The organism is Thermomonas sp., assembly GCF_041919455.1.
GTDB lineage: Bacteria > Pseudomonadota > Gammaproteobacteria > Xanthomonadales > Xanthomonadaceae > Thermomonas.
Genome location: NZ_JAYRTQ010000011.1, coordinates 12,229 through 31,081 on the forward strand (window position 1 = coordinate 12,229; position 18,853 = coordinate 31,081).

The following is an 18,853-nucleotide window of genomic DNA, read 5'->3' on the forward strand; positions in this document are numbered from 1 at the left end:
AAACCTCGGTAGGTTGCCGCGAGTGTAGCGAGGTCGGGTGGATGCGGGAGGCGAACGACGCGATGGCCGCAAGGCGCGGGTTCCTCGTGCTGTGGCTGGCGGTATTCGCGATCAAGCTGGTGGTGGCGGCGCGCCTGCCGCTGTTCGTGGACGAAGCCTTCTACTGGCAGGAAGGCCGGCATCTGGCATGGGCGTATTCGGATTTGCCGGGCCTGAGCGCGTGGTTGGCCCGCATCGGCGACGCCATTGCCCCCGGCAATCTGCTGGTCCTGCGCCTGCCCTTCCTGATCATCGGCGCGGCAGTGCCGTGGCTGGTGGCGCGGATGACCGCGCGCGAACTGGATGCCCGCAGCGGCTGGCACGCGGGGTCGCTGGCCGTGCTGCTGCCGCTGGCGGGCACGCTGGGCCTGCTGGCCTTGCCGGATGCGCCACTCCTGCTGGCCAGCGTGCTCTGCCTGGATGCCGGGCTGCGGCTGCTGCGCCGGGTCGACGCCTTCGCCGCGGGCGAACTGGCGCTGGGCCTGGTGATCGGCGGGTTGAGCCATTACCGCTTCGCCGCGGTGATCGCGGTCGGGCTGTTCGCCTTGCTGGCCTTGCGCGAAGGGCGCGCCGCGCTGCGCAATCGCTGGACCTGGGTGGCGATCGCGGTGGGCGCGCTGGCCTGGTTGCCGCTGCTGCTTTGGAACCTGCACAACGCGGATGCGGGCCTGCGCTTCCAACTGGTGGACCGCCATCCCTGGCAGTTCAGCGGCGAAGGGTTTCGCCTCGGGCGCATGCAGTTGCTGCTGGCCACGCCGCTGTTGCTGGTGGCGATGGTCGTCGCGGCCTGGCGTGGTGTCCGCGATGCGCGGCCGGGCGTGCGCTACCTGGCGTTGTCGGGCGCGATGATCGTGCTGGGTTTCCTGGCATTGGGCTTCTTCGCCGACCGCGAGCGCGCCAGCTTCCACTGGCCGTTGCCGGGTTACATCGCCTTGCTGCCGCTGGTGCCTGCCGTGCTCGTGCGCTGGCATCGCGGCTGGCGCATCGCTGCATGGGCCTTCGCGGTAGTCGGGCTGGCGACGGTGCTGGCGTTCTACGTGGCCGCCTCGGTGCCGTCGCTGCGGGAGCAGGCGGCATCGCGAAATTTCCATCCCACCAATTTCGCCGGCTGGGACGTGCTGGCGCGCGAGGTCGATGCCACGCTCGCAACGATGCCGCCCGGCACGCGGCTCTTGGCCGGCAACTTCAAGATCGCCGCCGAACTCGGCTTCGCCCGCGGTGATGCCGACATCGCGGTGCTCGACCATCCGCTCAACCACAAGCATGGTCGCGCGCCGCAGTTGGCGTTGTGGGATCTTCAACATGCGTCACGCGAATCACTTGGCGATGTGCCGCTGTTGCTGGTCGCCAGCAGCAACGACGTCGATTTCCGCGACCTGCTGTCCCACTACCACCGGTTGTGCGAACAGGTCGGGTCGCTACCGCCGCCGCGCGCGCTCAACATCGACCACGGCCGGCAGCGCTTCCTGTTGTTCGAATTGGGAACGATGCGCCGCGATGGGCCATGTACCACGCCGGCGTTGGCATTCCTCGACGCGCCGTCGCCATCCGCAGGGGTGGGTGAGGCCTTCGATGTCGCCGGCTGGGCATTCAAGGATGGCGTGGGCTTGCGCGGCGTCGACATCCTCGTGGATGGACGCGTCGTCGCACCTGCGCGCTATGGCGAGGCGAATGCGGGCGTGGCCGATTTCTGGAAGGGCAGCACCGATCCGAATCATCCGCGCGTGTATTTCCGTGCGCGGGTTGCCGGCCTCTCGCCAGGCCGGCACTGGCTGGGGCTGCGCCTGCACGGCGCCGACGGCAGCGCCGAGGACTGGCCGGCGCAGCTGGTCGTGGTGCGCTAGGGCAGGACGAAGCCGGCCTGCCGAAGCAACCGGCAGGTCGCGATCAATGGCAGCCCGACCAGGGCGCTCGGATCGCGGTTGTCGATCGCGTCGAACAGGGTGATGCCGAGGCCTTCGGATTTGAAGCTGCCGGCGCAGTCGTAGGGTTGCTCGGCATCGACATAGCGCTCGATCTCGGCGTCGGTCAGCGTACGCACGTGGACCTCGGTGATGTCGGATTCGGCGAAGGCGCGCCCATCGGCATGGGCGAGGCAGATGCCGGTGTGGAAACGGACGACACGTCCCGACATTGCCCGCAGTTGGCCAATCGCGGCGTCGCGCCCGCCCGGCTTGCCAAGCGGCAGGCCGTCGAGGTCGGCAACCTGGTCCGAGCCCAATGCCCACGCGTCTTCGCCCAGTCGACGCGCCACGTCCCCCGCCTTGGCCACGGCGAGCCGGTTTGCCAACGCATGGGGTGATTCGCCGGCGAGGGGCGTCTCGTCGACATCAGGGCGGGCCACGTCGAAGGGCAGCCGCAGCCGGTCGAGCAACTCGCGGCGATATCGGGACGTGGAGGCCAGGACCAGGCGAGGCATGCTCACGCGGTGCCGGCGCGCGCCATCGAGATCCGCTGCAGTTGCTGGTCCAGGCTGGCGCGCGCGCTGTCCAGCGAAGCGCGGACGCCGTCCAACTGCGCCAGTTCCGCGGTGATCGCATGATCCTGCAACCACAGCCGCTGGCGCAGCAGGTCCTGCATGGCGCCGCGGACCGGGTTCTCATGGTCGCCGGCAACCGCCTCGATCTCTTCGCGCGCGGTGCGCAGGCGGGCCTCGAGCGCATCGGCGGCGTCCAGCACCGCGCGGATCGCCTGGCGACGGGCATGGCTGCGCTGGCGGATCCGCCAAGCCATCGCAAGGGCGATCCCGGCGGCAAGCACCAGCAGGAGCAGGAGGATTTCGTGCATGGGGCGAGTCTGAAGGAGCGTCATCCGGTCGGCAAACCGGCCCATGGCCGTCCTGCGCACGCATGCGCTTTGATTTGACAGTGTCGGCCACGCCACGTAACATTTTCCGGCTTATGTCCGACATGCCGAACAGCCGGGTGCCCGAACACGTGGATGCTTGGCGGATGGTCGCGGCGCGGCGCGAATTCGAGGGCCGGATTCCGCTTGCGGCGATGTCCCGGTTGCGCGGCAGCCTGCTCGAACCCGATGGCGACGTCCGCTACACGCTGGCGTTCGACACCGATGCCCTGCAGGTGCCGTTCGCCGAACTGCGGATCGAGGCGGAACTGCCACTGGAATGCCAGAGCAGCCTGCGTCGGTTCCTGTTGCCGGTGCAACTGGTGCAGCGCCTGGGCCTGATCCTCGACGAGGCCGATGAAGCGGCCCTGCCGCCGGACTACGAAGCATTGCTGGTGGAGGCCGACGGGATGTTGCACCCGGCCGAGCTGGTGGAGGATGAACTGATTCTGGCGTTGCCGGTGGTGCCGGTGTCGCCCGATGCCGAGGCGGTCGAGCGCGATTTCGCGCCCACCGTCGAGGAAATCGCCCAAGCCAACCCGTTCGCGGCGTTGTCCGGGTGGAAGAAAGATGATTGATTGAGCGCGGCATCGCCGCGCGCCGTTCGCAGTGATCCATTTCAGATTTGGAGTTGCACCATGGCCGTCCAGAAGTCCCGCGTTTCCCCGTCCCGTCGTGGCATGCGCCGCGCGCATGACGCCCTGTCCGCCAAGCAGCTGGCCACCGACCCGACCAGCGGCGAGACCCACCTGCGCCACCACGTGACCGCCGACGGCTACTACCGCGGCAAGCAGGTCATCGCGCCGAAGACCAAGGTCGCCGACGAAGAGTGATCCGCGGCCGCAAGGTCGTGTTTGCTGGATGACGCCCGGCCGCGCCACGTGCGCGGCCGTTGGCGTTTCTGCGGTGGGTGTCGGCTTCCCCCATCCGCATCGCGGTACGGATGCCGCTTCCCGTTGGCCGCACGCGCTATGGTGTCCGGTCTTCACAACCCCGATTCGCCAGGACCGCACGCATGAGCGATAGCCAAGGCCGCGTCTATTCCCGTATCGCCGGCACCGGCAGCTACCTGCCGGAAAAGGTGTTGACCAACGCCGACCTGGCCGAATTCGTCGAGACCAGCGACGAATGGATCGTGGCCCGCACCGGCATCCGCGAACGCCATGTCGCCGCCGAGGGCGAGACCACCTCCGACCTCGGTTACCACGCCGCATTGCGCGCGATGGAAGCGGCGGGCGTGACCGCGGCCGACATCGACCTGATCATCATGGGCACCACCACGCCCGACCTGATCTTCCCGTCCAGCGCCTGCCTGCTGCAGCACAAGCTGGGCGCGAACGGCTGCCCGGCGTTCGACGTCAATGCGGCCTGTTCCGGCTTCATCTACGCGCTGACCATCGCGGACAAGTTCATCCGCTCGGGCGCGGCGAAGATCGCGCTGGTGGTGGGCTCGGAAACCCTGACCCGGATGCTGGACTGGAACGACCGCGGCACCTGCGTGCTGTTCGGCGACGGTGCCGGCGCGGTGGTGCTCAAGGCCGATGCGGAGACCGGCATCCTCAGCACCCACATGCATGCCGACGGCGGCAAGAAGGAATTGCTATGGAACCCGGTCGGTGTCTCGGTCGGTTTCAAGCCCGAGGAAAAGAACGCCGGCGTGCGCGTGCTGATGACCGGCAACGAGGTGTTCAAGCATGCGGTGAAGGCGCTGGATTCCGTCGTCGAGGAAGCCCTGGAGGCGAACGGCATGGATCGCCACGAGATCGACTGGCTGGTTCCGCACCAGGCCAACCTGCGCATCATCGAAGCAACGGCCAAGCGCCTGGACATGCCGATGGAGCGGGTGGTCGTGACCGTCGACCGCCACGGCAACACCTCGTCCGGCTCGGTGCCGCTGGCGCTCGACGAAGCCGTGCGCGCCGGCAAGATCCAGCGCGGCCAGCTGGTGCTGCTTGAAGCCTTCGGTGGCGGCTTCACCTGGGGCTCGGCGCTGCTGCGCTACTGATCTCAACGAACCAACTGTAAGCGGGCGTCCGGGCTGCCGGTGCGACCGCAAGCAGGGCATGGATGGCCTGCGACGATGCGTCGAACAGGATGTTCGCACGCATCGGGGCGGCGGACTGGCGGCGCGGGCGACCGCCGCGAGAAGCCCCAATACGCCCCGGTACAGACGCGCTAGAGCAATTGCTCGTATCATGCGCATCCCTTGAATTTACGGGCACTTGCATGCCCGATGCCGCGTGAGCGAAGCCCCCTCCCAACTTGCCCTGGTCTTTCCTGGCCAGGGTTCGCAATCGGTCGGAATGCTGGCCGAACTGTCGGAACTGCATCCCGGCGTGAAGGCGACGTTCGAGGAGGCCTCGCAGGGCGCCGGTGTCGACCTGTGGGCGCTGTCGCAGGCCGGGCCCGAGGAACAACTCAACCGCACCGAATACACCCAGCCGGCGTTGCTGGCCGCAGGCGTGGCGGTCTGGCGTGCGTGGCAGGCCAGCGGTGGTCCGGCCCCGGCCGTCCTCGCTGGCCATAGCCTGGGCGAATACACCGCGCTGGTCGCGGCCGGTGCGCTGTCGCTGGAGGACGGTGCGCACCTGGTGCGCATCCGCGGGCAGCTGATGCAGGACGCCGCGCCTCCCGGCACCGGCGCGATGGCCGCTATCCTCGGCGCCGATGACGCGCTGGTGCTCGAGGTGTGCGAAGCCGTCTCCGCCGCCGAAGTCGTGGTGCCGGCCAATTTCAATTCGCCGGGGCAGATCGTGATCGGTGGCCACGCAGCCGCGGTCGACGCCGCGCTGGCGATGCTCGCCGAACGTGGCGTGCGCAAGGCGATCAAGCTTGCGGTCAGCGTGCCGTCGCATACGCCGCTGATGCGCGACGCGGCCAACCGCCTGTCAGAAACGATGTCCGGTTTGCGCTGGCAGATGCCTTCGCTGCCGGTCGTGCAGAACGTGGACGCGACCGCGCACGACAGCGTGGATGCGATCCGCGACGCACTGGTGCGCCAGCTTTACCTGCCGGTGCAGTGGACCGGCTGCGTGCAGGCGCTGGCCGCGCGCGGCGTCGGCCGCATCGGCGAATGCGGGCCGGGCAAGGTGCTGGCCGGGCTGGCCAAGCGCATCGACAAATCGCTCGATGCACGCGCATTGGGCACGCCGGCCGAATTCGCCGGCGCCATCGAGGAATGGAATGCATGAGCGAGTTTGTCTTGAAGGGTGAAGTCGCGCTGGTCACCGGCGCGTCGCGCGGGATCGGCGCTGCGATCGCCGACGAACTGGCCGCGCTCGGCGCGACCGTGATCGGCACCGCCACGTCGGATGCAGGCGCGCAGGCGATCGGTGATCGGCTGGCAGCGGCTGGCGGCCACGGCCGCCGGCTCAACGTCAACGAGGCCGGCAGCATCGAGGCCCTGGTCGATGCGGTGTCGAGCGAGTTCGGCGGCATCTCGATCCTGGTCAACAACGCCGGCATCACCCGCGACAACCTGCTGATGCGGATGAAAGACGAGGACTGGCAAGCCATCCTCGACACCAACCTCACTTCCGTCTATCGGGCGTCGAAGGCGGTGATGCGCGGGATGATGAAGGCGCGCAAGGGTCGCATCGTCAACATCGCCTCGGTGATCGGGGTGACCGGCAATGCCGGGCAGGCCAACTACGCTGCGGCCAAGGCCGGGATCATCGCCTTCAGCAAGTCGCTGGCGAAGGAGATCGGCTCGCGCGGGATCACCGTGAATGTCGTGGCCCCCGGTTTCATCGCCACCGACATGACCGCCGACCTGCCGGAGGCCGCGAAGGAGGCGATGCTGGGCCAGATCGCGCTGGGCCGCCTCGGCGAACCAGCCGATATCGCCCGTGCGGTGGCCTTCCTGGCCGGGCCCGGTGCCACTTACATCACCGGCGAAACCCTGCACGTCAACGGCGGGATGTACATGCCGTAGCATTCGCGGCGTGGGTGCCGCGGGCGGCCCCATTGCCATGGATCCATCCGGGAACGCCAGCCGGCTTTCTCGTACACTAGCCACGAAACCGCCCCCTGAGGAGCACCGAGACATGAGCAACATCGAAGAGCGCGTCAAGAAGATCGTCATCGAACAACTGGGCGTCAAGGAAGAGGACGTCAGCAACAGCGCGTCGTTCGTCGAGGATCTCGGCGCGGACTCGCTCGACACGGTCGAGCTGGTGATGGCGCTCGAGGAAGAGTTCGAGTGCGAGATCCCGGACGAAGAGGCCGAGAAGATCAGCACCGTGCAGGCCGCGATCGACTACATCAAGGCCCACGTCAAGGCTTGATTCGCCCGTGTGAGTCGCAACGCCGGGGCCGCTGATGCGGCCCCGTGCGTTTTCACCATCGCAACATCCGCACCACGGCACCATCGCAACGAATAAGGGAATCGCCATGTCGAAACGACGCGTCGTGGTCACGGGAATGGGCATCGTCTCGCCGCTGGGCAACGACCTGGCGAGCAACTGGGACGGCATCGTCAACGGCCGCTCCGGCATCGGTGCGGTGACCGGCTTCGATGCCAGCACCTATCCGACCCGCATCGCCGGCGAGATACGCGACTTCGACGTCACCCGCTGGGTGAACCCGAAGGACGCGAAGAAGATGGACCACTTCATCCATTACGGCGTGGCCGCCTCGCTGATGGCACTGGAAGATTCCGGGCTGCAGGTGGCCGAAGCGAATGCCGAGCGCATCGGTGCGCTGGTCGGTGCCGGCATCGGCGGCATCTGGGGCATCGAGGAAACCTCGGTGAAGCTGCACGAGGGTGGGGTGCGCAAGATCAGCCCGTTCTACATCCCCAGCACGATCATCAACATGCTGCCGGGCCAGCTGTCGCTGCTGACCGGCATCAAGGGCCCCACGTTCTCCGCGGTCTCCGCTTGCGCCACGGCGAACCATTCCGTGGGCATGGCGATGCGCATGATCCAGTACGGCGACGCCGACGTGATGTTCGCCGGAGGCGCAGAACGCGGCAGCTCGCCGACCTCGATGGGCGGCTTCTGCGCGATGAAGGCGATGAGCACGCGCAACGACGACCCCGCCGCGGCCTCGCGGCCCTGGGATGCGGGTCGCGATGGCTTCGTCCTCGGCGACGGTGCCGGCATCCTGGTGCTGGAGGAATACGAACATGCCAAGGCCCGCGGCGCGCGCATCTACTGCGAGCTGGCCGGCTTCGGCGCATCCTCGGATGCCTTCCACATGACCGCGCCCAGCGAGAACGGCGAAGGCCCGGCACGTTGCATGGCGATGGCCTTCCGCGACGCCGGCATCAACGCCGACGAGGTCGGCTACCTCAATGCGCATGGCACCAGCACGCCGCTCGGCGACTTGGCGGAAACGCTGGCGATCAAGCGAGCGCTCGGCGACCACGCCTACAAGACGATGGTCAGCTCGACCAAGTCGATGACCGGCCACCTGCTCGGCGCGGCCGGCGGTGTAGAAGCGATCTACACCATCAAGGCGCTCGAAACCGGGATCATCCCGCCGACGATCAATCTGGAAACGCCTGGCGAAGGCTGCGACCTCGATTACGTGCCGAATGTCGCGCGCGAAGCGAAGGTCGACGTGGTGGTGTCGAACGGCTTCGGCTTCGGCGGCACCAATGGCACGCTGGTATTCAAGCGGATCTGATGCGAGGCCGTTGTTCCGGTGAACACCGGGATGGCGGGATGACAGCGTGCTGAATCGACCGCTTGCCGCCGACTTCGATCTGCTCGACCTGCATCGCCTGGATCCGGCGCGCTATCCGGTGCTGCTGGAATCCAGCGCGACCGGCGCGCATGGGCGCTGGGACATGCTGCTTGCGCACGATGGCGCATCGTTCGCGCTGCATCGCGATGGCGTGGTCCGCGACCACGATGGCGCAAGCCTTCATGGACAATTCCTCGACGTGCTCGATGCGCGTTGGCAGGAGGAACGGCTTCCGCGCGACGATGCCGACACGCTGCCGTTCCGTGGCGGCTGGGCGCTGCTGCTGGGGTACGAACTCGCGCAGCAGGTCGAGCCGGTCCTGCGATTGCCACGCTCGGTCGGGACGTTGCCGGTCGCCTGTGCGCTGCGTTGCCCGGCCGCCGTCCTGCGCAATCGCGTGACGGGCGAATGCATCGCGATCGCCGAAACCGCTGCGGGCGACTGGCTGGATCGCGTTGCGGACGATGTCCAACGCGCGCGCGGGTTGCCGCGATTGCCGGCTTGGCAGCCGCCTGCAGGCATCGGGGAAGACGCCCCGCAAGGCTATGTCGATGGCGTGCAGCGCGTGCTCGACTACCTGGCGGCCGGTGACGTGTTCCAGGTCAACCTGTCGCGCGGCTGGACGGCGCGCTTCGATGCGCCTCTTGAACCCGCGGCCTTGTTCCAGCGCCTGCGCGACCACAATCCCGCGCCGTTCGCCGGCATCTTCCGCACCGACGTGGGCAGCGTGGTCAGCGCCTCGCCGGAGCGGCTGGTGTCGGTGCATGGCGATGTCGCGGAGACCCGCCCGATCGCCGGCACCCGCCCGCGGTTCGATGGCAATGGGGATGATTCCGCACGCATCAGCGAACTGATCGGACATCCGAAGGAACGCGCCGAGCACGTGATGCTGATCGACCTGGAGCGCAACGACCTCGGGCGCGTCTGCGTGCCGGGCAGCGTGGAAGTCGACGAGTTGATGACGGTCGAAAGCTACGCGCATGTGCACCACATCGTCAGCAACGTGCGCGGCACCCTGTTGCCCGCTGCGACCCCGGGCCAGGTGATCGCGGCGGTGTTCCCGGGCGGCACCATCACCGGCTGCCCGAAGGTCCGCTGCATGCAGATCGTCTCCGAGCTGGAAGGCACGGGTCGCGGCGCGTATACCGGCTCAATGGGCTGGCTCAACCGCAACGGCGACATGGACCTGAATATCCTGATCCGCAGCGGCGAAGTGGAAGGCCACGCGCTGCGTTTCCGCACCGGTGCCGGCATCGTCATCGACTCCGACCCGCAGCGCGAGCTGGACGAAACGCGGGCCAAGGCGCGCGGCATGCTGCGCGCATTGGGCGTCGAATGAAGGGCGTGCACGCTCGCCGGTTGCGGACGCCATGGGGTTCGACTCACGCCCACGCAATTGCGTGGGCACTCCCCGATACTCGCTTTGTGAGTCGAACCCCATGACATCCGCCGCATACATCGGTCGCGATCGTCTGGATACGGTTTCGATCGCCAACCGCGGGTTGAACTATGGAGATGGCCTGTTCGAGACCATGCGTGTCCATCGTGGCGAGTTGCCGATGTGGCAACGCCACCTCGTGCGGTTGCGCGAGGGCGCGGGACGGCTCGGCATCGCGATGCCCGATCTCGCGTTCGTCGAAGCCCGCATCGCCGAACTGACCGCGGGCGTGGATAGCGGCGTGCTCAAACTGCTGCTGACCCGCGGCGAAGGCGGGCGTGGCTATGCGCCGCCGCTCGACGCCGCGCCGACATGGAGCCTGTCGCTGCTGCCATTGCCTACACCGCAGGGCGCGCTGCGCTTGCATGCCTGCGAGACGCGCCTGGCGATGCAGCCTGCGTTGGCCGGCATCAAGCACTGCAATCGGCTGGAACAGGTGCTCGGTCGTGCCGACGCCGAGCGGGCGTCCTGCGACGAAGGCCTGATGCGCGACATGGCCGGCAACCCGGTGTGCGCGACCTCGGCCAACCTGTTGGTGCTGCGCGATGGCCGTTGGTCCACGCCGCCGCTCGATGCCTGCGGCGTGGCCGGCGTGCTGCGTGGCTGGTTGCTCGATGAAGGCCTGCTCGAGGTCGCCACACTCTCGATGGACGATGTCGAATCGGCCGAGGCGTTGGCGCTCTGCAACGCGGTGCGCGGTATCCTGCCGGTGCACGCACTCGATGCGCGCGCATGGCCGCCGCATCCCGCAGTGGCCGACCTGCGGAAGCGATTGGCGATGGCGTATCCGATGTTTTCCGAATCGCGGGAACCGGCATGAAACAGCACGTTTCTGGTGGTGCCTTCCTGCGTTTCCTGCTGGTCCTGCTGCTGGCGGGCCTGGCCGTAGCCGCCTGGTACTGGCAGCGCTACCAGGGGTTCGCCGACGCGCCGCTGGCCGGCATTGAACCCGACGAGAGCCTGATCGTGGCGCGCGGGGATTCGCTGGACAAGGTCTTGCGGACCCTGCAGGCGCAAGGCATCGACACCGGCGACCGCGTGCAGTGGCAGGTTCTGGCGCGGCAGACCGGCGCGGCGGGCAAGCTGCAGGTCGGCGAATACGCGCTGGCGCCCGACACGACGCCGCGCGCGCTGCTGCTGGCGATGCGCGACGGCAAGGTGGTGCGACGCAACTTCACCATCGTGGAAGGCTGGAACATCCGCGACGTGCGTGCCGCGCTGGCGAAGGTGGATGGGCTGGAACACGACTCGAAGGGGCTGGACGATGCTGCGCTAATGAAGGCGCTCGGGCACCCCGGGCAGCATCCGGAGGGGCGCTTCCTGCCTGAGACCTACGCATGGGTGAAGGGCGACACCGACCTCGACCTGCTCAAGCGTGCGCACAAGGCACTGCAGGCGGCGCTGGACGAGGCCTGGGCCGCGCGCGCCGAAGACCTGCCGCTGAAGAATGCGAACGAAGCATTGACCCTGGCGTCCATTGTCGAGAAGGAAACCGGCATCGCCGAGGAACGTCCCGCCATCGCCGGCGTGTTCGTGCGCCGGCTGCAGATCGGCATGCGCCTGCAGACCGATCCCACCGTCATCTACGGCATGGGCGCGGCTTATGCCGGCAACATCCGCCGCAGCGACCTGACCACCGACACGCCGTACAACACCTATACCCGCGCGGGCCTGACCCCGACCCCGATCGCGATGCCGGGCAAGGCCGCGTTGCGCGCCGCCACCAATCCGGCGAACGGCGATGCGCTGTATTTCGTCGCGGTCGGCGACGGCAGCGGCCGGCATGTGTTCTCGGCCTCGCTTGAGGCGCACAACGCCGCGGTGCGCGAATACGTGCAGCGCTACCGCGCGCAGCGCCAGGCCGCACCGAAGTGACCGCGACGCTGCAACGCCAGCCGCGCCTGCTCAGCATCGAAGGCGGCGAGGGCGCCGGCAAGAGCACCGTGCTGTCCGCCCTGCGCGAGGCCTTGCTGGCCGATGGCCATGAGGTCGTCAGCACCCGCGAGCCCGGCGGCACGCCGCTGGCGGAACGCATCCGCGACCTGTTGCTGGGCGGCACCGGCGAACCGGTGCATGCGGAAACCGAGTTGCTGCTGATGTTCGCGTCGCGCGCGCAGCATGTGCGCGAGGTCGTGCTGCCGGCACTGCAGCGCGGCGCCTGGGTGATCAGCGACCGCTTCACCGATTCCAGCTATGCCTACCAGGGCGCGGGGCGGGGGCTGGACGAAGATTTCATCGCCAAGCTCGAGCAACGTGTCGTCGGCATCGAGCCCGGCCTGACCCTGCTGCTCGACCTCGGCGTGGCCCATGGCCGCGAGCGCACCCGCGGGCGCGACCTGCTGGGCGGCAGCGTGCCCGACCGCATCGAGCGCGAGCGCGACAGCTTCTTCGAACGGGTGCGCGACGGCTTCCTCGCCCGCGCCGCGCAACATCCGGATCGCTTGCGGGTGATCGATGCGAGCCCGGACGCGGCAAGCGTGGCGGCGTCTGCACTGTCGGCGCTGGCCGATTATCGCGAGGGGCTGCGGTGAGCCTGTTGCCGGCCCTGAGCCCGTGGCAGCAACGCGCCTACGACCATGCGACCGCGGCGGTCGACGGCGGCCACTTCGGCCACGCCACGCTGATCACCGGGCCTGCTCTGATCGGCAAGCGCGTGCTGGCGGAACACCTGGCGCGGCGCGTGCTGTGCCGCTCGCCGAACGCGGATGGCGAACCGTGCGGATCGTGCAAGGGCTGTTCGCTGTTCGCCGCGCGCGCGCAATACGACCCGCTGGAAACGCGTCCCGACGGCACGCTTTCGCATCCGTGGGGCCACAGTGCGCATCCCGACCTGTTGATGGTCGGGTACGAATGGAAATTGAAGCCGGCCCCGCCCAGGATGCGTGCCGAGCTGGTCATCGAACAGATCCGCTCGCTGTCCGAGAAGCTGTCGCTGACACCGCAACTGGGTGGCGCGCAGGTGGTGATCGTCGACCCCGCCGACGCGATCAACTGGAATGCCTTCAACGCCTTGCTGAAGACGCTGGAGGAACCGCAGCCGGGCCGCTACCTGTGGCTGCTGTCGTCCAATCCCGCGCGCCTGCCGGCGACGATCCGCAGCCGCTGCCAGCGCCTCGACGTGCGCCTGCCGCCGCGCGAGGAAGCCCTGGCGTGGCTGCTGTCGCGGGGGCATGCGACGAAGGTGGCGGGCGAGGCGCTGGACGCCGCGCGCGGGCATCCCGGACTGGCCGATGCCTGGGCCTCGGGCGATGGCCTGGCGCTGCGTCGTGCGGTGGCCGATGACGCGCAGGCGCTGGGGCGCGGACAAGCCGCCGTGGGTGAGGTCGCGCAGCGCTGGGTGGCGGATGGCCGTGCCGGCGAGCGCCTGCAACACCTGGCGGACCTCGCTCTGCACCAGGCCGCGGGCTTGACCGATCCGGCCGCAACCCGCACGCTGGCCGCGCGGTTCGACGCCGCCAACCGCGCGCGCGACCTGTTGCGCAGCACGGTGCGCGCCGACCTTGCAGTGGCCGAATCATTGCTTGCCTGGTGCTGATGTCCAACGCAGGCCAGGCATCGCGAACGGGGGATGACGCATGAGCAGTCCGATGGGTGGTGGTGCACGGCAGGGCATCCTGTCGCTGGTGGTCAAGGACAAGCCGTCGCTCTACAACGCCTACATGCCGTATGTGCGCCAGGGCGGCATCTTCGTGCCGACCACCCGCCGTTATTTCATCGGCGATGAAGTCTTCCTGCTGCTGACCCTGCCGGATTCGTCCGAGCGCCTGCCGGTCGCCGGCAAGGTGTGCTGGGTCACCCCGACCGGTGCGCAGGGCAGCCGTCCCGCCGGCATCGGCGTGCAGTTCGCCGATACCGCCGAGGGCGAAGCGGTGCGCGGCAAGATCGAGACCACGCTGGCCGGCACGCTCAATTCGGACAAACCGACCCAGACGATGTGATGGGCACCATGCCGGAGCGCCGCATCATGCCGCTTCGCGCGTGGTTGTCGTCGTGCGGAATGCTGCTCGCGTCGTGCTTGCCGATCGCGTTCGCCGGCGATCGCGACGCCGGTGCTTCGCGGCTGCGACTTGCGGATGCTGGACTCGTTGTCGAGGTCTCGCCGCGGCTCGGCGGCCGCATGCTACATCTCGCATTGCCCGCTGCACCGAACCTGCTGAAGGTCGGCGATGCGGTCGCCGCGCAACCCGATCCACGCGTCGATGCCGAGGCGGGCGACATCGGCTACCTCGGCCACCAGGTCTGGCTGGGTCCGCAATCGCACTGGTGGGTGCACCAGCAGGCCAACCCCGCGCGTCGCGATGCGCAGGCGCCGTGGCCACCGGATCCGTGGCTGTCCTATGCCGCGACGGAGGTCGTGGGGCAGGCTGCGGACCGGATCGAACTGCGCGGTCCGCCCAGCCCGGTCAGCGGTGTGCGCATGACGTACGACTACGCGTTGCCGGCAGGCAAGCCGGGCACGCTGGAAACACGGGCGAGCATGCGCAATATCCGCACGACGCCGGTCAGCTGCGATATCTGGTTCAACAGCCGGGTGCCCGCCGACACGCGCGTGTACGTGTCGGTCGCAAGCGACGCCGACGTGCGATTGCGCCACGATGTCGATGCCGGCTTCGATAGGCTCTCGGGCACGACCGAAGGCGGGTTCTTCACCCTCGACCTCGAAGCCCCGCCACCGGCAAGCAGGGGCGTCGCGGCAAGGTCTTCATCCCGCCGCGCGCCGGATGGATGGCGGGTTTCCGCGCCGGACAAGCGTTCGTGATCCGCTTCGAGCTGCAGCCGCGCGAGCGCATCCAACCCGAACACGGCCAGGTCGAGTTGTACTTGAACTGGTTGCCGAATGATCAGGCGGGCAGCCTACTGGAGATGGAAGTGCATGGGCCTTACGTCACGCTCGCGCCCGATGCCGAAGCCAGTGCGAAGGAGACCTGGATCGTGCGCCGCTACGACGGTCCGGATCGTCGCGACGCGCAACTGGCCTTCCTGGCGACGATGCTGGCCGAGGCCGGCATCGAGCCCTGACCTCGCCAAACGAAAAAAGGCGCCGAAGCGCCTTTTTCGCGTGCCGTGATTCAAGTGGCGATCATTGCGGCGGTTCGCGCAGGGTCGGATTGTCCCAGCCCTGGCGCGGGGCGAAGCGCTCGCCATGTTTCGCCTGCAAGGCCTTGAGCCGTTCCAGCAAGGCATCGGCGCCAGCGCTGCGGATGTACTGGATCGGGCCACCGCGGAACGGGGCGAATCCGGTGCCGAAGATCACCCCGGCATCGAGCAGGTCGGCATCGGCGACCACGCCGTCGTGCAGGCAGGCCACGGCCTCATTGAGCAGCGGCAGGATCAGCCGGTCCTCGAGGTCGTCGGGCGCTTTGTAGTCGGCCGGCAGTTCGGGCTTCTTCGCCTTGCCGTTCTCCCATGCGTACAGGCCCTGGCCGTCCTTCTTGCCGCGCTTGGCGGGATCGACCTGCGCCAGTGCCGCCGGCACCTGCAGGCCCAGGAACGGTGCCAGTTCCCGGCCCACGCCGGCGGCCACGTCCAGGCCCACAGTGTCGATCAGTTCGATCGGGCCCATCGGCATGCCGAACTTCACCGCGGCCTTGTCGATCGCCGGGCCGGGAATGCCCTCGGCATAGGCGGTGCCTGCTTCGAGCATGTACGGGAACAGCACGCGGTTGACCAGGAAACCGGGCGTGCCGGCGACCGGTACCGGGAACTTGCCCAGCGCCTTGCAGAACGCGGCCAGCCGGCGCTCGGTCTCGGGCGCCATGCCGTCGTGGTGGATGATCTCGACCAGCGGCATCTGCGCGACCGGGTTGAAGTAGTGCAGGCCGGCGAATTGCGCCGGTCGCGCGATGTGGCCGCGCAGGTCGTCGAGCGGGATCGACGAGGTGTTGGTGGTGAGCAGGGCGTCGGGCTTCATCCGCGGCTCCAGCGACTGGTAGAGCGCGCGCTTCGCCTCGGGGTTCTCGATGATCGCCTCGATCACCAGGTCGGCATGCGCCACACCGTCGCCGGCCAGGTCGGCCTGCAGGCGCGCGGCCACGGCGGGACGCTTGGCGGGATCCTTGACCTTCTTCTCGAACAGCGCCTGCGCGCGGGCCATCGCCGGGTCGATGAAGCGCTGCTCGCGATCCTGCAGGGTGACCTCGAAACCCTTGTAGGCGGCGAACGCGGCGATGTCGCCGCCCATCACGCCCGCGCCGACCACATGCACGTGGCGGATGCCGGCATCGCCCTTGCCCAGGCCTTTCAGGCGCTCGGTCATGAAGAAGATGCGGATCAGGTTGCGGGCGGTGGTCGTGCCTGCAAGTTTCACCACCGCGCGACGTTCGGCATCAAGCCGGGTACGCAGGCCCTTGCCTCCGAAACGCTGCCAGGTGGAGATCAGTGCATACGGTGCGGGGTAATGATCCTTCTTCGCCTTGCGTGCGACCTGCTTGGCCATCTGCGGAGCGAGCAGCTTGCGCGCGAGCGTGGTGTTGGTCGCCCACGCGAGCGCGCGCTGCTTGAATGGACGCGTGGTGCCGCGCAGCGCCAGCGTGGCCGCGGCATCGATCAACAGCGCCGGTTCGACGACCCTGTCGACCAGTCCGATCCCGCGCGCGGCACCCGCCGACAACGCGCGACCGGTGAGCATCATGTCCATCGCCGCCGGCGCACCGACCAAGCGCGGCAACCGCGCGCTGCCGCCCCAGCCGGGGAAGATGCCCAGTTGGGTTTCCGGCAAGCCGATGCGCGTGGACGGATCGTTGCTGGCCACCCGGTAGCGGCAGGCGAGCGCGATCTCGGTGCCTCCGCCCATGCAGAAGCCGTGGATCGCGGCCACCGTGGGGCAGGGCAGTTCGGCGAGCTTCTGGAACACGTCCTGGCCGCGACGGATCGCATCGTCGACGGTGCCCTTGCGGTCGAACTCCTGGAATTCCTTGAGGTCGGCGCCGGCGATGAAGCCGCTGGCCTTGGCCGAGGCGATGACCACGCCCTTGGGTGGGTCGATGGCGATCCGTTCAAGCGCGTCGGCCAGTTCGATCAGCGTGTCCTGCGAGAACGCGTTCACCGGCGCATCGGCGCGATCGAACTGCAGGACGAGCACGCCATCCTCGCGGCGCTGCGGTTTCCAGTGGCGGAGGCGGAGCCCGTCGAAGCCTGCGGCGGGGGAGTCGGCCATGCGCGTACCATCCATACCAGTATGTGAAGAAGCATCCTAGCCCGGCCCGGCTTGAATACCTGTCAAATCGCCTTCAGGTAAAAGCGCTGGCGCGGAACTTCCGTCGATCATCGCTGTCACAAGGCCCGGACGCGACCGGGCTCATCAACGAGGACCGGCGCGAAATGGCCGAGGACGACGTGTCGCAAGCGCTGGACCAGGATCTCGTCGCCCGCGTGCAACGCGGGGACAGCGCCGCCTTCGACCTGCTGGTGCGCAAGTACCAGCACCGGACGGCCGCGCTCATTTCGCGCTACATCCACGACTGGTCGGAAGTCCAGGACGTGGCGCAGGACACCTTCATCCGCGCCTACCGCGCGATCGGCGGTTTCCGCGGCGATGCGCAGTTCTCGACCTGGCTGCACCGGATCGCGGTGAATACCGCCAAGAACCACCTGGTGTCGAGCAACCGCAAGCCGCCGACCGACGATATCGAAATCGAGGATGCCGAGCAGTTCGAGTCCGGCCTGCGCCTGCGCGACAACGACACGCCGGAACGCGAACTGATGCGCCAGCAACTGGAACAAACGGTGCTGCGCGCGGTCGAAGACCTGCCGCCCGAACTGCGCGATGCGATCACCTTCCGCGAAGTGGAAGGCATGAGTTACGAGGAGATCGCCGAGCGCATGGATTGCCCGATCGGCACGGTGCGTTCGCGCATCTTCCGCGCCCGCGAGGCGATCGACGAACGCATGAAGCCCCTGCTGGACCACGACGAACGCAAGCGTTCGCACGCCTGAGCCCGCCGCCATGACCCACGACACCACCCTCCGCGCCAATACCCTGACCCAGCTGAGCAGCCGCGAGCAATTGTCCGCATTGATGGATGGCGCGTTGCCGGCCGACGAAACTCGCTTCCTGCTGCGCCGCCTGCAACACGATGCGCCGCTGGCCGAATGCTGGGAGCGATGGCGACTGTCGGGTGAAGTGATGCGCGGATTGGCGCCGGCGCAGCGGCTGCCGGCGGATTTCGCAACGCGCGTTTCGGCGGCGATTTTCGATGAGGCTCAAGGTTCCGTTCGAGGCGAGCCTGTCGAACCACGCGCTCGCAAGCCGGCATGGCTGCGCTGGGGTGGTGGTGCGGCGATGGCGGCCTCGCTTGCAGTTGTCGTGGGTTTCGTCGCCCGGCAGCCTGCAGTGGATCCCGCCGGCATCACCCCACAAACACAGATCGCAGCGGCACCGACAACACTCGATCCCGCACCGGTTCCGTCATTGCCGGAGCCCACCTCGCCCTCGCTGCCGGCGTCCAGCGAGACCCTGGTCGCCGCGACCGCGATTGCCGCCGCTGCAAGGCCGCAGCGCAACCGCGACACCGCGCGCAACGTGGAGGCATCGCGCGCCATCGCCGCGCCGCTGCGCGAGCGCCACGCCGAATCCGTCGCTGCCGTCGCCAGCCTGCCGATCGACGCGCCGCAACCCGACATCGTCACCCGGCCTTGGCCGCGTTCGGTGTTGCCGCAATACGCCGGCAACAACGCACTGACCGTCGGCTTCGGCGAGCACGACCGCGTCGCCGCACCGTACAACCCCTTCCAGGCGCCGGGGCTGGCGGATATCCCGCCGCCTGCCGCCGCGCAGGACACGCCTGCCGATGCACCTGCGACCGCTGCCAGCCGGCCCTGAGGGGCACGCGCACCGCCCGA

The 18,853-nt window shown here is 68.3% G+C and carries 21 protein-coding genes; 18 read left to right on the top strand and 3 right to left on the bottom strand.

The features are described from left to right. Positions 1–62 precede the first annotated feature (62 nt). Positions 63–1,883, top strand: a complete 1,821-nt coding sequence (locus tag ACE3T8_RS09410; RefSeq protein WP_374608779.1) for an ArnT family glycosyltransferase — start codon at positions 63–65, stop codon at positions 1,881–1,883. Here the strand turns inward: ACE3T8_RS09410 and ACE3T8_RS09415 are convergent. Then, a complete protein-coding gene (locus ACE3T8_RS09415) occupies positions 1,880–2,458 on the bottom strand; it encodes a nucleoside triphosphate pyrophosphatase (RefSeq protein ID WP_374608954.1) in 579 nt (192 codons plus the stop codon). The genes ACE3T8_RS09410 and ACE3T8_RS09415 overlap by 4 nt on opposite strands. A gap of 2 nt (positions 2,459–2,460) precedes the next feature. Then, positions 2,461–2,826, bottom strand: a complete 366-nt coding sequence (locus tag ACE3T8_RS09420) for a hypothetical protein (RefSeq protein WP_374608781.1) — start codon at positions 2,824–2,826, stop codon at positions 2,461–2,463. Positions 2,827–2,948: 122 nt separating this feature from the next. Between ACE3T8_RS09420 and ACE3T8_RS09425 the strand changes: the two genes are divergently transcribed. From ACE3T8_RS09425 to ACE3T8_RS09495, 15 genes are all read left to right on the top strand, one after another. Beyond that, positions 2,949–3,461 (top strand): DUF177 domain-containing protein, encoded by a 513-nt coding sequence (locus tag ACE3T8_RS09425; protein ID WP_374608956.1) that lies wholly within the window; start codon positions 2,949–2,951, stop codon positions 3,459–3,461. Between the two features lie 60 nt (positions 3,462–3,521). Beyond that, a complete protein-coding gene (gene rpmF / locus ACE3T8_RS09430) occupies positions 3,522–3,716 on the top strand; it encodes a 50S ribosomal protein L32 (RefSeq protein ID WP_187551685.1) in 195 nt (64 codons plus the stop codon). A 182-nt stretch (positions 3,717–3,898) separates the two neighbouring features. After that, positions 3,899–4,888, top strand: coding sequence for a beta-ketoacyl-ACP synthase III (locus ACE3T8_RS09435; RefSeq protein WP_374608783.1), 990 nt, complete (start codon positions 3,899–3,901; stop codon positions 4,886–4,888). Positions 4,889–5,123: 235 nt separating this feature from the next. Further along, on the top strand, positions 5,124–6,074 hold the full coding sequence (fabD, locus tag ACE3T8_RS09440; RefSeq protein ID WP_374608785.1) for an ACP S-malonyltransferase: 951 nt from the start codon (positions 5,124–5,126) through the stop codon (positions 6,072–6,074). Beyond that, the gene (gene fabG / locus ACE3T8_RS09445) at positions 6,071–6,817 is read left to right on the top strand and encodes a 3-oxoacyl-ACP reductase FabG (protein WP_374608787.1); all 747 of its coding nucleotides are present in this window, start codon (positions 6,071–6,073) and stop codon (positions 6,815–6,817) included. Before fabD ends, fabG begins: the two co-directional genes overlap by 4 nt. A 112-nt stretch (positions 6,818–6,929) precedes the next feature. Then, complete coding sequence (gene acpP, locus ACE3T8_RS09450) at positions 6,930–7,169, top strand: acyl carrier protein (RefSeq protein WP_187551688.1); 240 nt, start codon at positions 6,930–6,932, stop codon at positions 7,167–7,169. A gap of 106 nt (positions 7,170–7,275) precedes the next feature. After that, complete coding sequence (fabF, locus tag ACE3T8_RS09455; protein ID WP_374608790.1) at positions 7,276–8,514, top strand: beta-ketoacyl-ACP synthase II; 1,239 nt, start codon at positions 7,276–7,278, stop codon at positions 8,512–8,514. A gap of 49 nt (positions 8,515–8,563) precedes the next feature. Then, entirely contained in the window at positions 8,564–9,913 is a 1,350-nt protein-coding gene (locus ACE3T8_RS09460) for an aminodeoxychorismate synthase component I (RefSeq protein WP_374608958.1), read from the top strand. 100 nt (positions 9,914–10,013) lie between these two features. Then, on the top strand, positions 10,014–10,832 hold the full coding sequence (pabC, locus tag ACE3T8_RS09465; protein ID WP_374608792.1) for an aminodeoxychorismate lyase: 819 nt from the start codon (positions 10,014–10,016) through the stop codon (positions 10,830–10,832). Beyond that, positions 10,829–11,887 (top strand): endolytic transglycosylase MltG, encoded by a 1,059-nt coding sequence (gene mltG, locus ACE3T8_RS09470; RefSeq protein WP_374608794.1) that lies wholly within the window; start codon positions 10,829–10,831, stop codon positions 11,885–11,887. Before pabC ends, mltG begins: the two co-directional genes overlap by 4 nt. After that, on the top strand, positions 11,884–12,543 hold the full coding sequence (gene tmk / locus ACE3T8_RS09475; protein ID WP_374608796.1) for a dTMP kinase: 660 nt from the start codon (positions 11,884–11,886) through the stop codon (positions 12,541–12,543). Before mltG ends, tmk begins: the two co-directional genes overlap by 4 nt. 2 nt (positions 12,544–12,545) lie before the next feature. Then, positions 12,546–13,547, top strand: a complete 1,002-nt coding sequence (locus tag ACE3T8_RS09480; RefSeq protein ID WP_374608960.1) for a DNA polymerase III subunit delta' — start codon at positions 12,546–12,548, stop codon at positions 13,545–13,547. Between the two features lie 40 nt (positions 13,548–13,587). Continuing rightward, complete coding sequence (locus ACE3T8_RS09485) at positions 13,588–13,950, top strand: PilZ domain-containing protein (RefSeq protein ID WP_187551693.1); 363 nt, start codon at positions 13,588–13,590, stop codon at positions 13,948–13,950. Further along, positions 13,950–14,771, top strand: a complete 822-nt coding sequence (locus ACE3T8_RS09490) for a DUF4380 domain-containing protein (RefSeq protein WP_374608797.1) — start codon at positions 13,950–13,952, stop codon at positions 14,769–14,771. The genes ACE3T8_RS09485 and ACE3T8_RS09490 overlap by 1 nt, the downstream gene beginning before the upstream one ends. Further along, positions 14,738–15,031: a DUF4380 domain-containing protein gene (locus ACE3T8_RS09495; protein ID WP_374608799.1), complete on the top strand. Its 294-nt coding sequence runs from the start codon at positions 14,738–14,740 to the stop codon at positions 15,029–15,031. Before ACE3T8_RS09490 ends, ACE3T8_RS09495 begins: the two co-directional genes overlap by 34 nt. Before the next feature lie 61 nt (positions 15,032–15,092). On the opposite strand, the gene ACE3T8_RS09500 is transcribed toward ACE3T8_RS09495, so the two are convergent. Beyond that, positions 15,093–17,168, bottom strand: coding sequence for a 3-hydroxyacyl-CoA dehydrogenase NAD-binding domain-containing protein (locus tag ACE3T8_RS09500; RefSeq protein ID WP_374608801.1), 2,076 nt, complete (start codon positions 17,166–17,168; stop codon positions 15,093–15,095). Positions 17,169–17,332: 164 nt separating this feature from the next. On the opposite strand from ACE3T8_RS09500, the gene rpoE reads away from it, so the two are divergent. Together rpoE and ACE3T8_RS09510 are read left to right on the top strand one after the other, a co-directional pair. After that, positions 17,333–17,947 carry an RNA polymerase sigma factor RpoE gene (gene rpoE, locus ACE3T8_RS09505; protein ID WP_374608802.1) on the top strand — a complete coding sequence of 205 codons (615 nt, stop codon included), beginning with the start codon at positions 17,333–17,335 and terminating at the stop codon, positions 17,945–17,947. A 10-nt stretch (positions 17,948–17,957) separates the two neighbouring features. Then, positions 17,958–18,833 carry a sigma-E factor negative regulatory protein gene (locus tag ACE3T8_RS09510; RefSeq protein ID WP_374608804.1) on the top strand — a complete coding sequence of 292 codons (876 nt, stop codon included), beginning with the start codon at positions 17,958–17,960 and terminating at the stop codon, positions 18,831–18,833. Positions 18,834–18,853: the final 20 nt, after the last annotated feature.

Bases quoted from the DNA above. Each gene is read 5' to 3' on its own strand.
- pabC (WP_374608792.1), top strand. From the start codon at position 10,014: ATGACATCCGCCGCATACATCGGTCGCGATCGTCTGGATACGGTTTCG.
- ACE3T8_RS09410 (WP_374608779.1), top strand. From the start codon at position 63: ATGGCCGCAAGGCGCGGGTTCCTCGTGCTGTGGCTGGCGGTATTCGCG.
- ACE3T8_RS09415 (WP_374608954.1), bottom strand. From the start codon at position 2,458: ATGCCTCGCCTGGTCCTGGCCTCCACGTCCCGATATCGCCGCGAGTTG.
- ACE3T8_RS09485 (WP_187551693.1), top strand. From the start codon at position 13,588: ATGAGCAGTCCGATGGGTGGTGGTGCACGGCAGGGCATCCTGTCGCTG.
- rpoE (WP_374608802.1), top strand. From the start codon at position 17,333: ATGGCCGAGGACGACGTGTCGCAAGCGCTGGACCAGGATCTCGTCGCC.
- ACE3T8_RS09495 (WP_374608799.1), top strand. From the start codon at position 14,738: ATGGCGGGTTTCCGCGCCGGACAAGCGTTCGTGATCCGCTTCGAGCTG.
- fabG (WP_374608787.1), top strand. From the start codon at position 6,071: ATGAGCGAGTTTGTCTTGAAGGGTGAAGTCGCGCTGGTCACCGGCGCG.
- ACE3T8_RS09425 (WP_374608956.1), top strand. From the start codon at position 2,949: ATGCCGAACAGCCGGGTGCCCGAACACGTGGATGCTTGGCGGATGGTC.
- ACE3T8_RS09435 (WP_374608783.1), top strand. From the start codon at position 3,899: ATGAGCGATAGCCAAGGCCGCGTCTATTCCCGTATCGCCGGCACCGGC.
- fabF (WP_374608790.1), top strand. From the start codon at position 7,276: ATGTCGAAACGACGCGTCGTGGTCACGGGAATGGGCATCGTCTCGCCG.
- ACE3T8_RS09510 (WP_374608804.1), top strand. From the start codon at position 17,958: ATGACCCACGACACCACCCTCCGCGCCAATACCCTGACCCAGCTGAGC.
- acpP (WP_187551688.1), top strand. From the start codon at position 6,930: ATGAGCAACATCGAAGAGCGCGTCAAGAAGATCGTCATCGAACAACTG.
- ACE3T8_RS09500 (WP_374608801.1), bottom strand. From the start codon at position 17,168: ATGGCCGACTCCCCCGCCGCAGGCTTCGACGGGCTCCGCCTCCGCCAC.
- ACE3T8_RS09490 (WP_374608797.1), top strand. From the start codon at position 13,950: ATGGGCACCATGCCGGAGCGCCGCATCATGCCGCTTCGCGCGTGGTTG.
- mltG (WP_374608794.1), top strand. From the start codon at position 10,829: ATGAAACAGCACGTTTCTGGTGGTGCCTTCCTGCGTTTCCTGCTGGTC.
- rpmF (WP_187551685.1), top strand. From the start codon at position 3,522: ATGGCCGTCCAGAAGTCCCGCGTTTCCCCGTCCCGTCGTGGCATGCGC.
- ACE3T8_RS09420 (WP_374608781.1), bottom strand. From the start codon at position 2,826: ATGCACGAAATCCTCCTGCTCCTGCTGGTGCTTGCCGCCGGGATCGCC.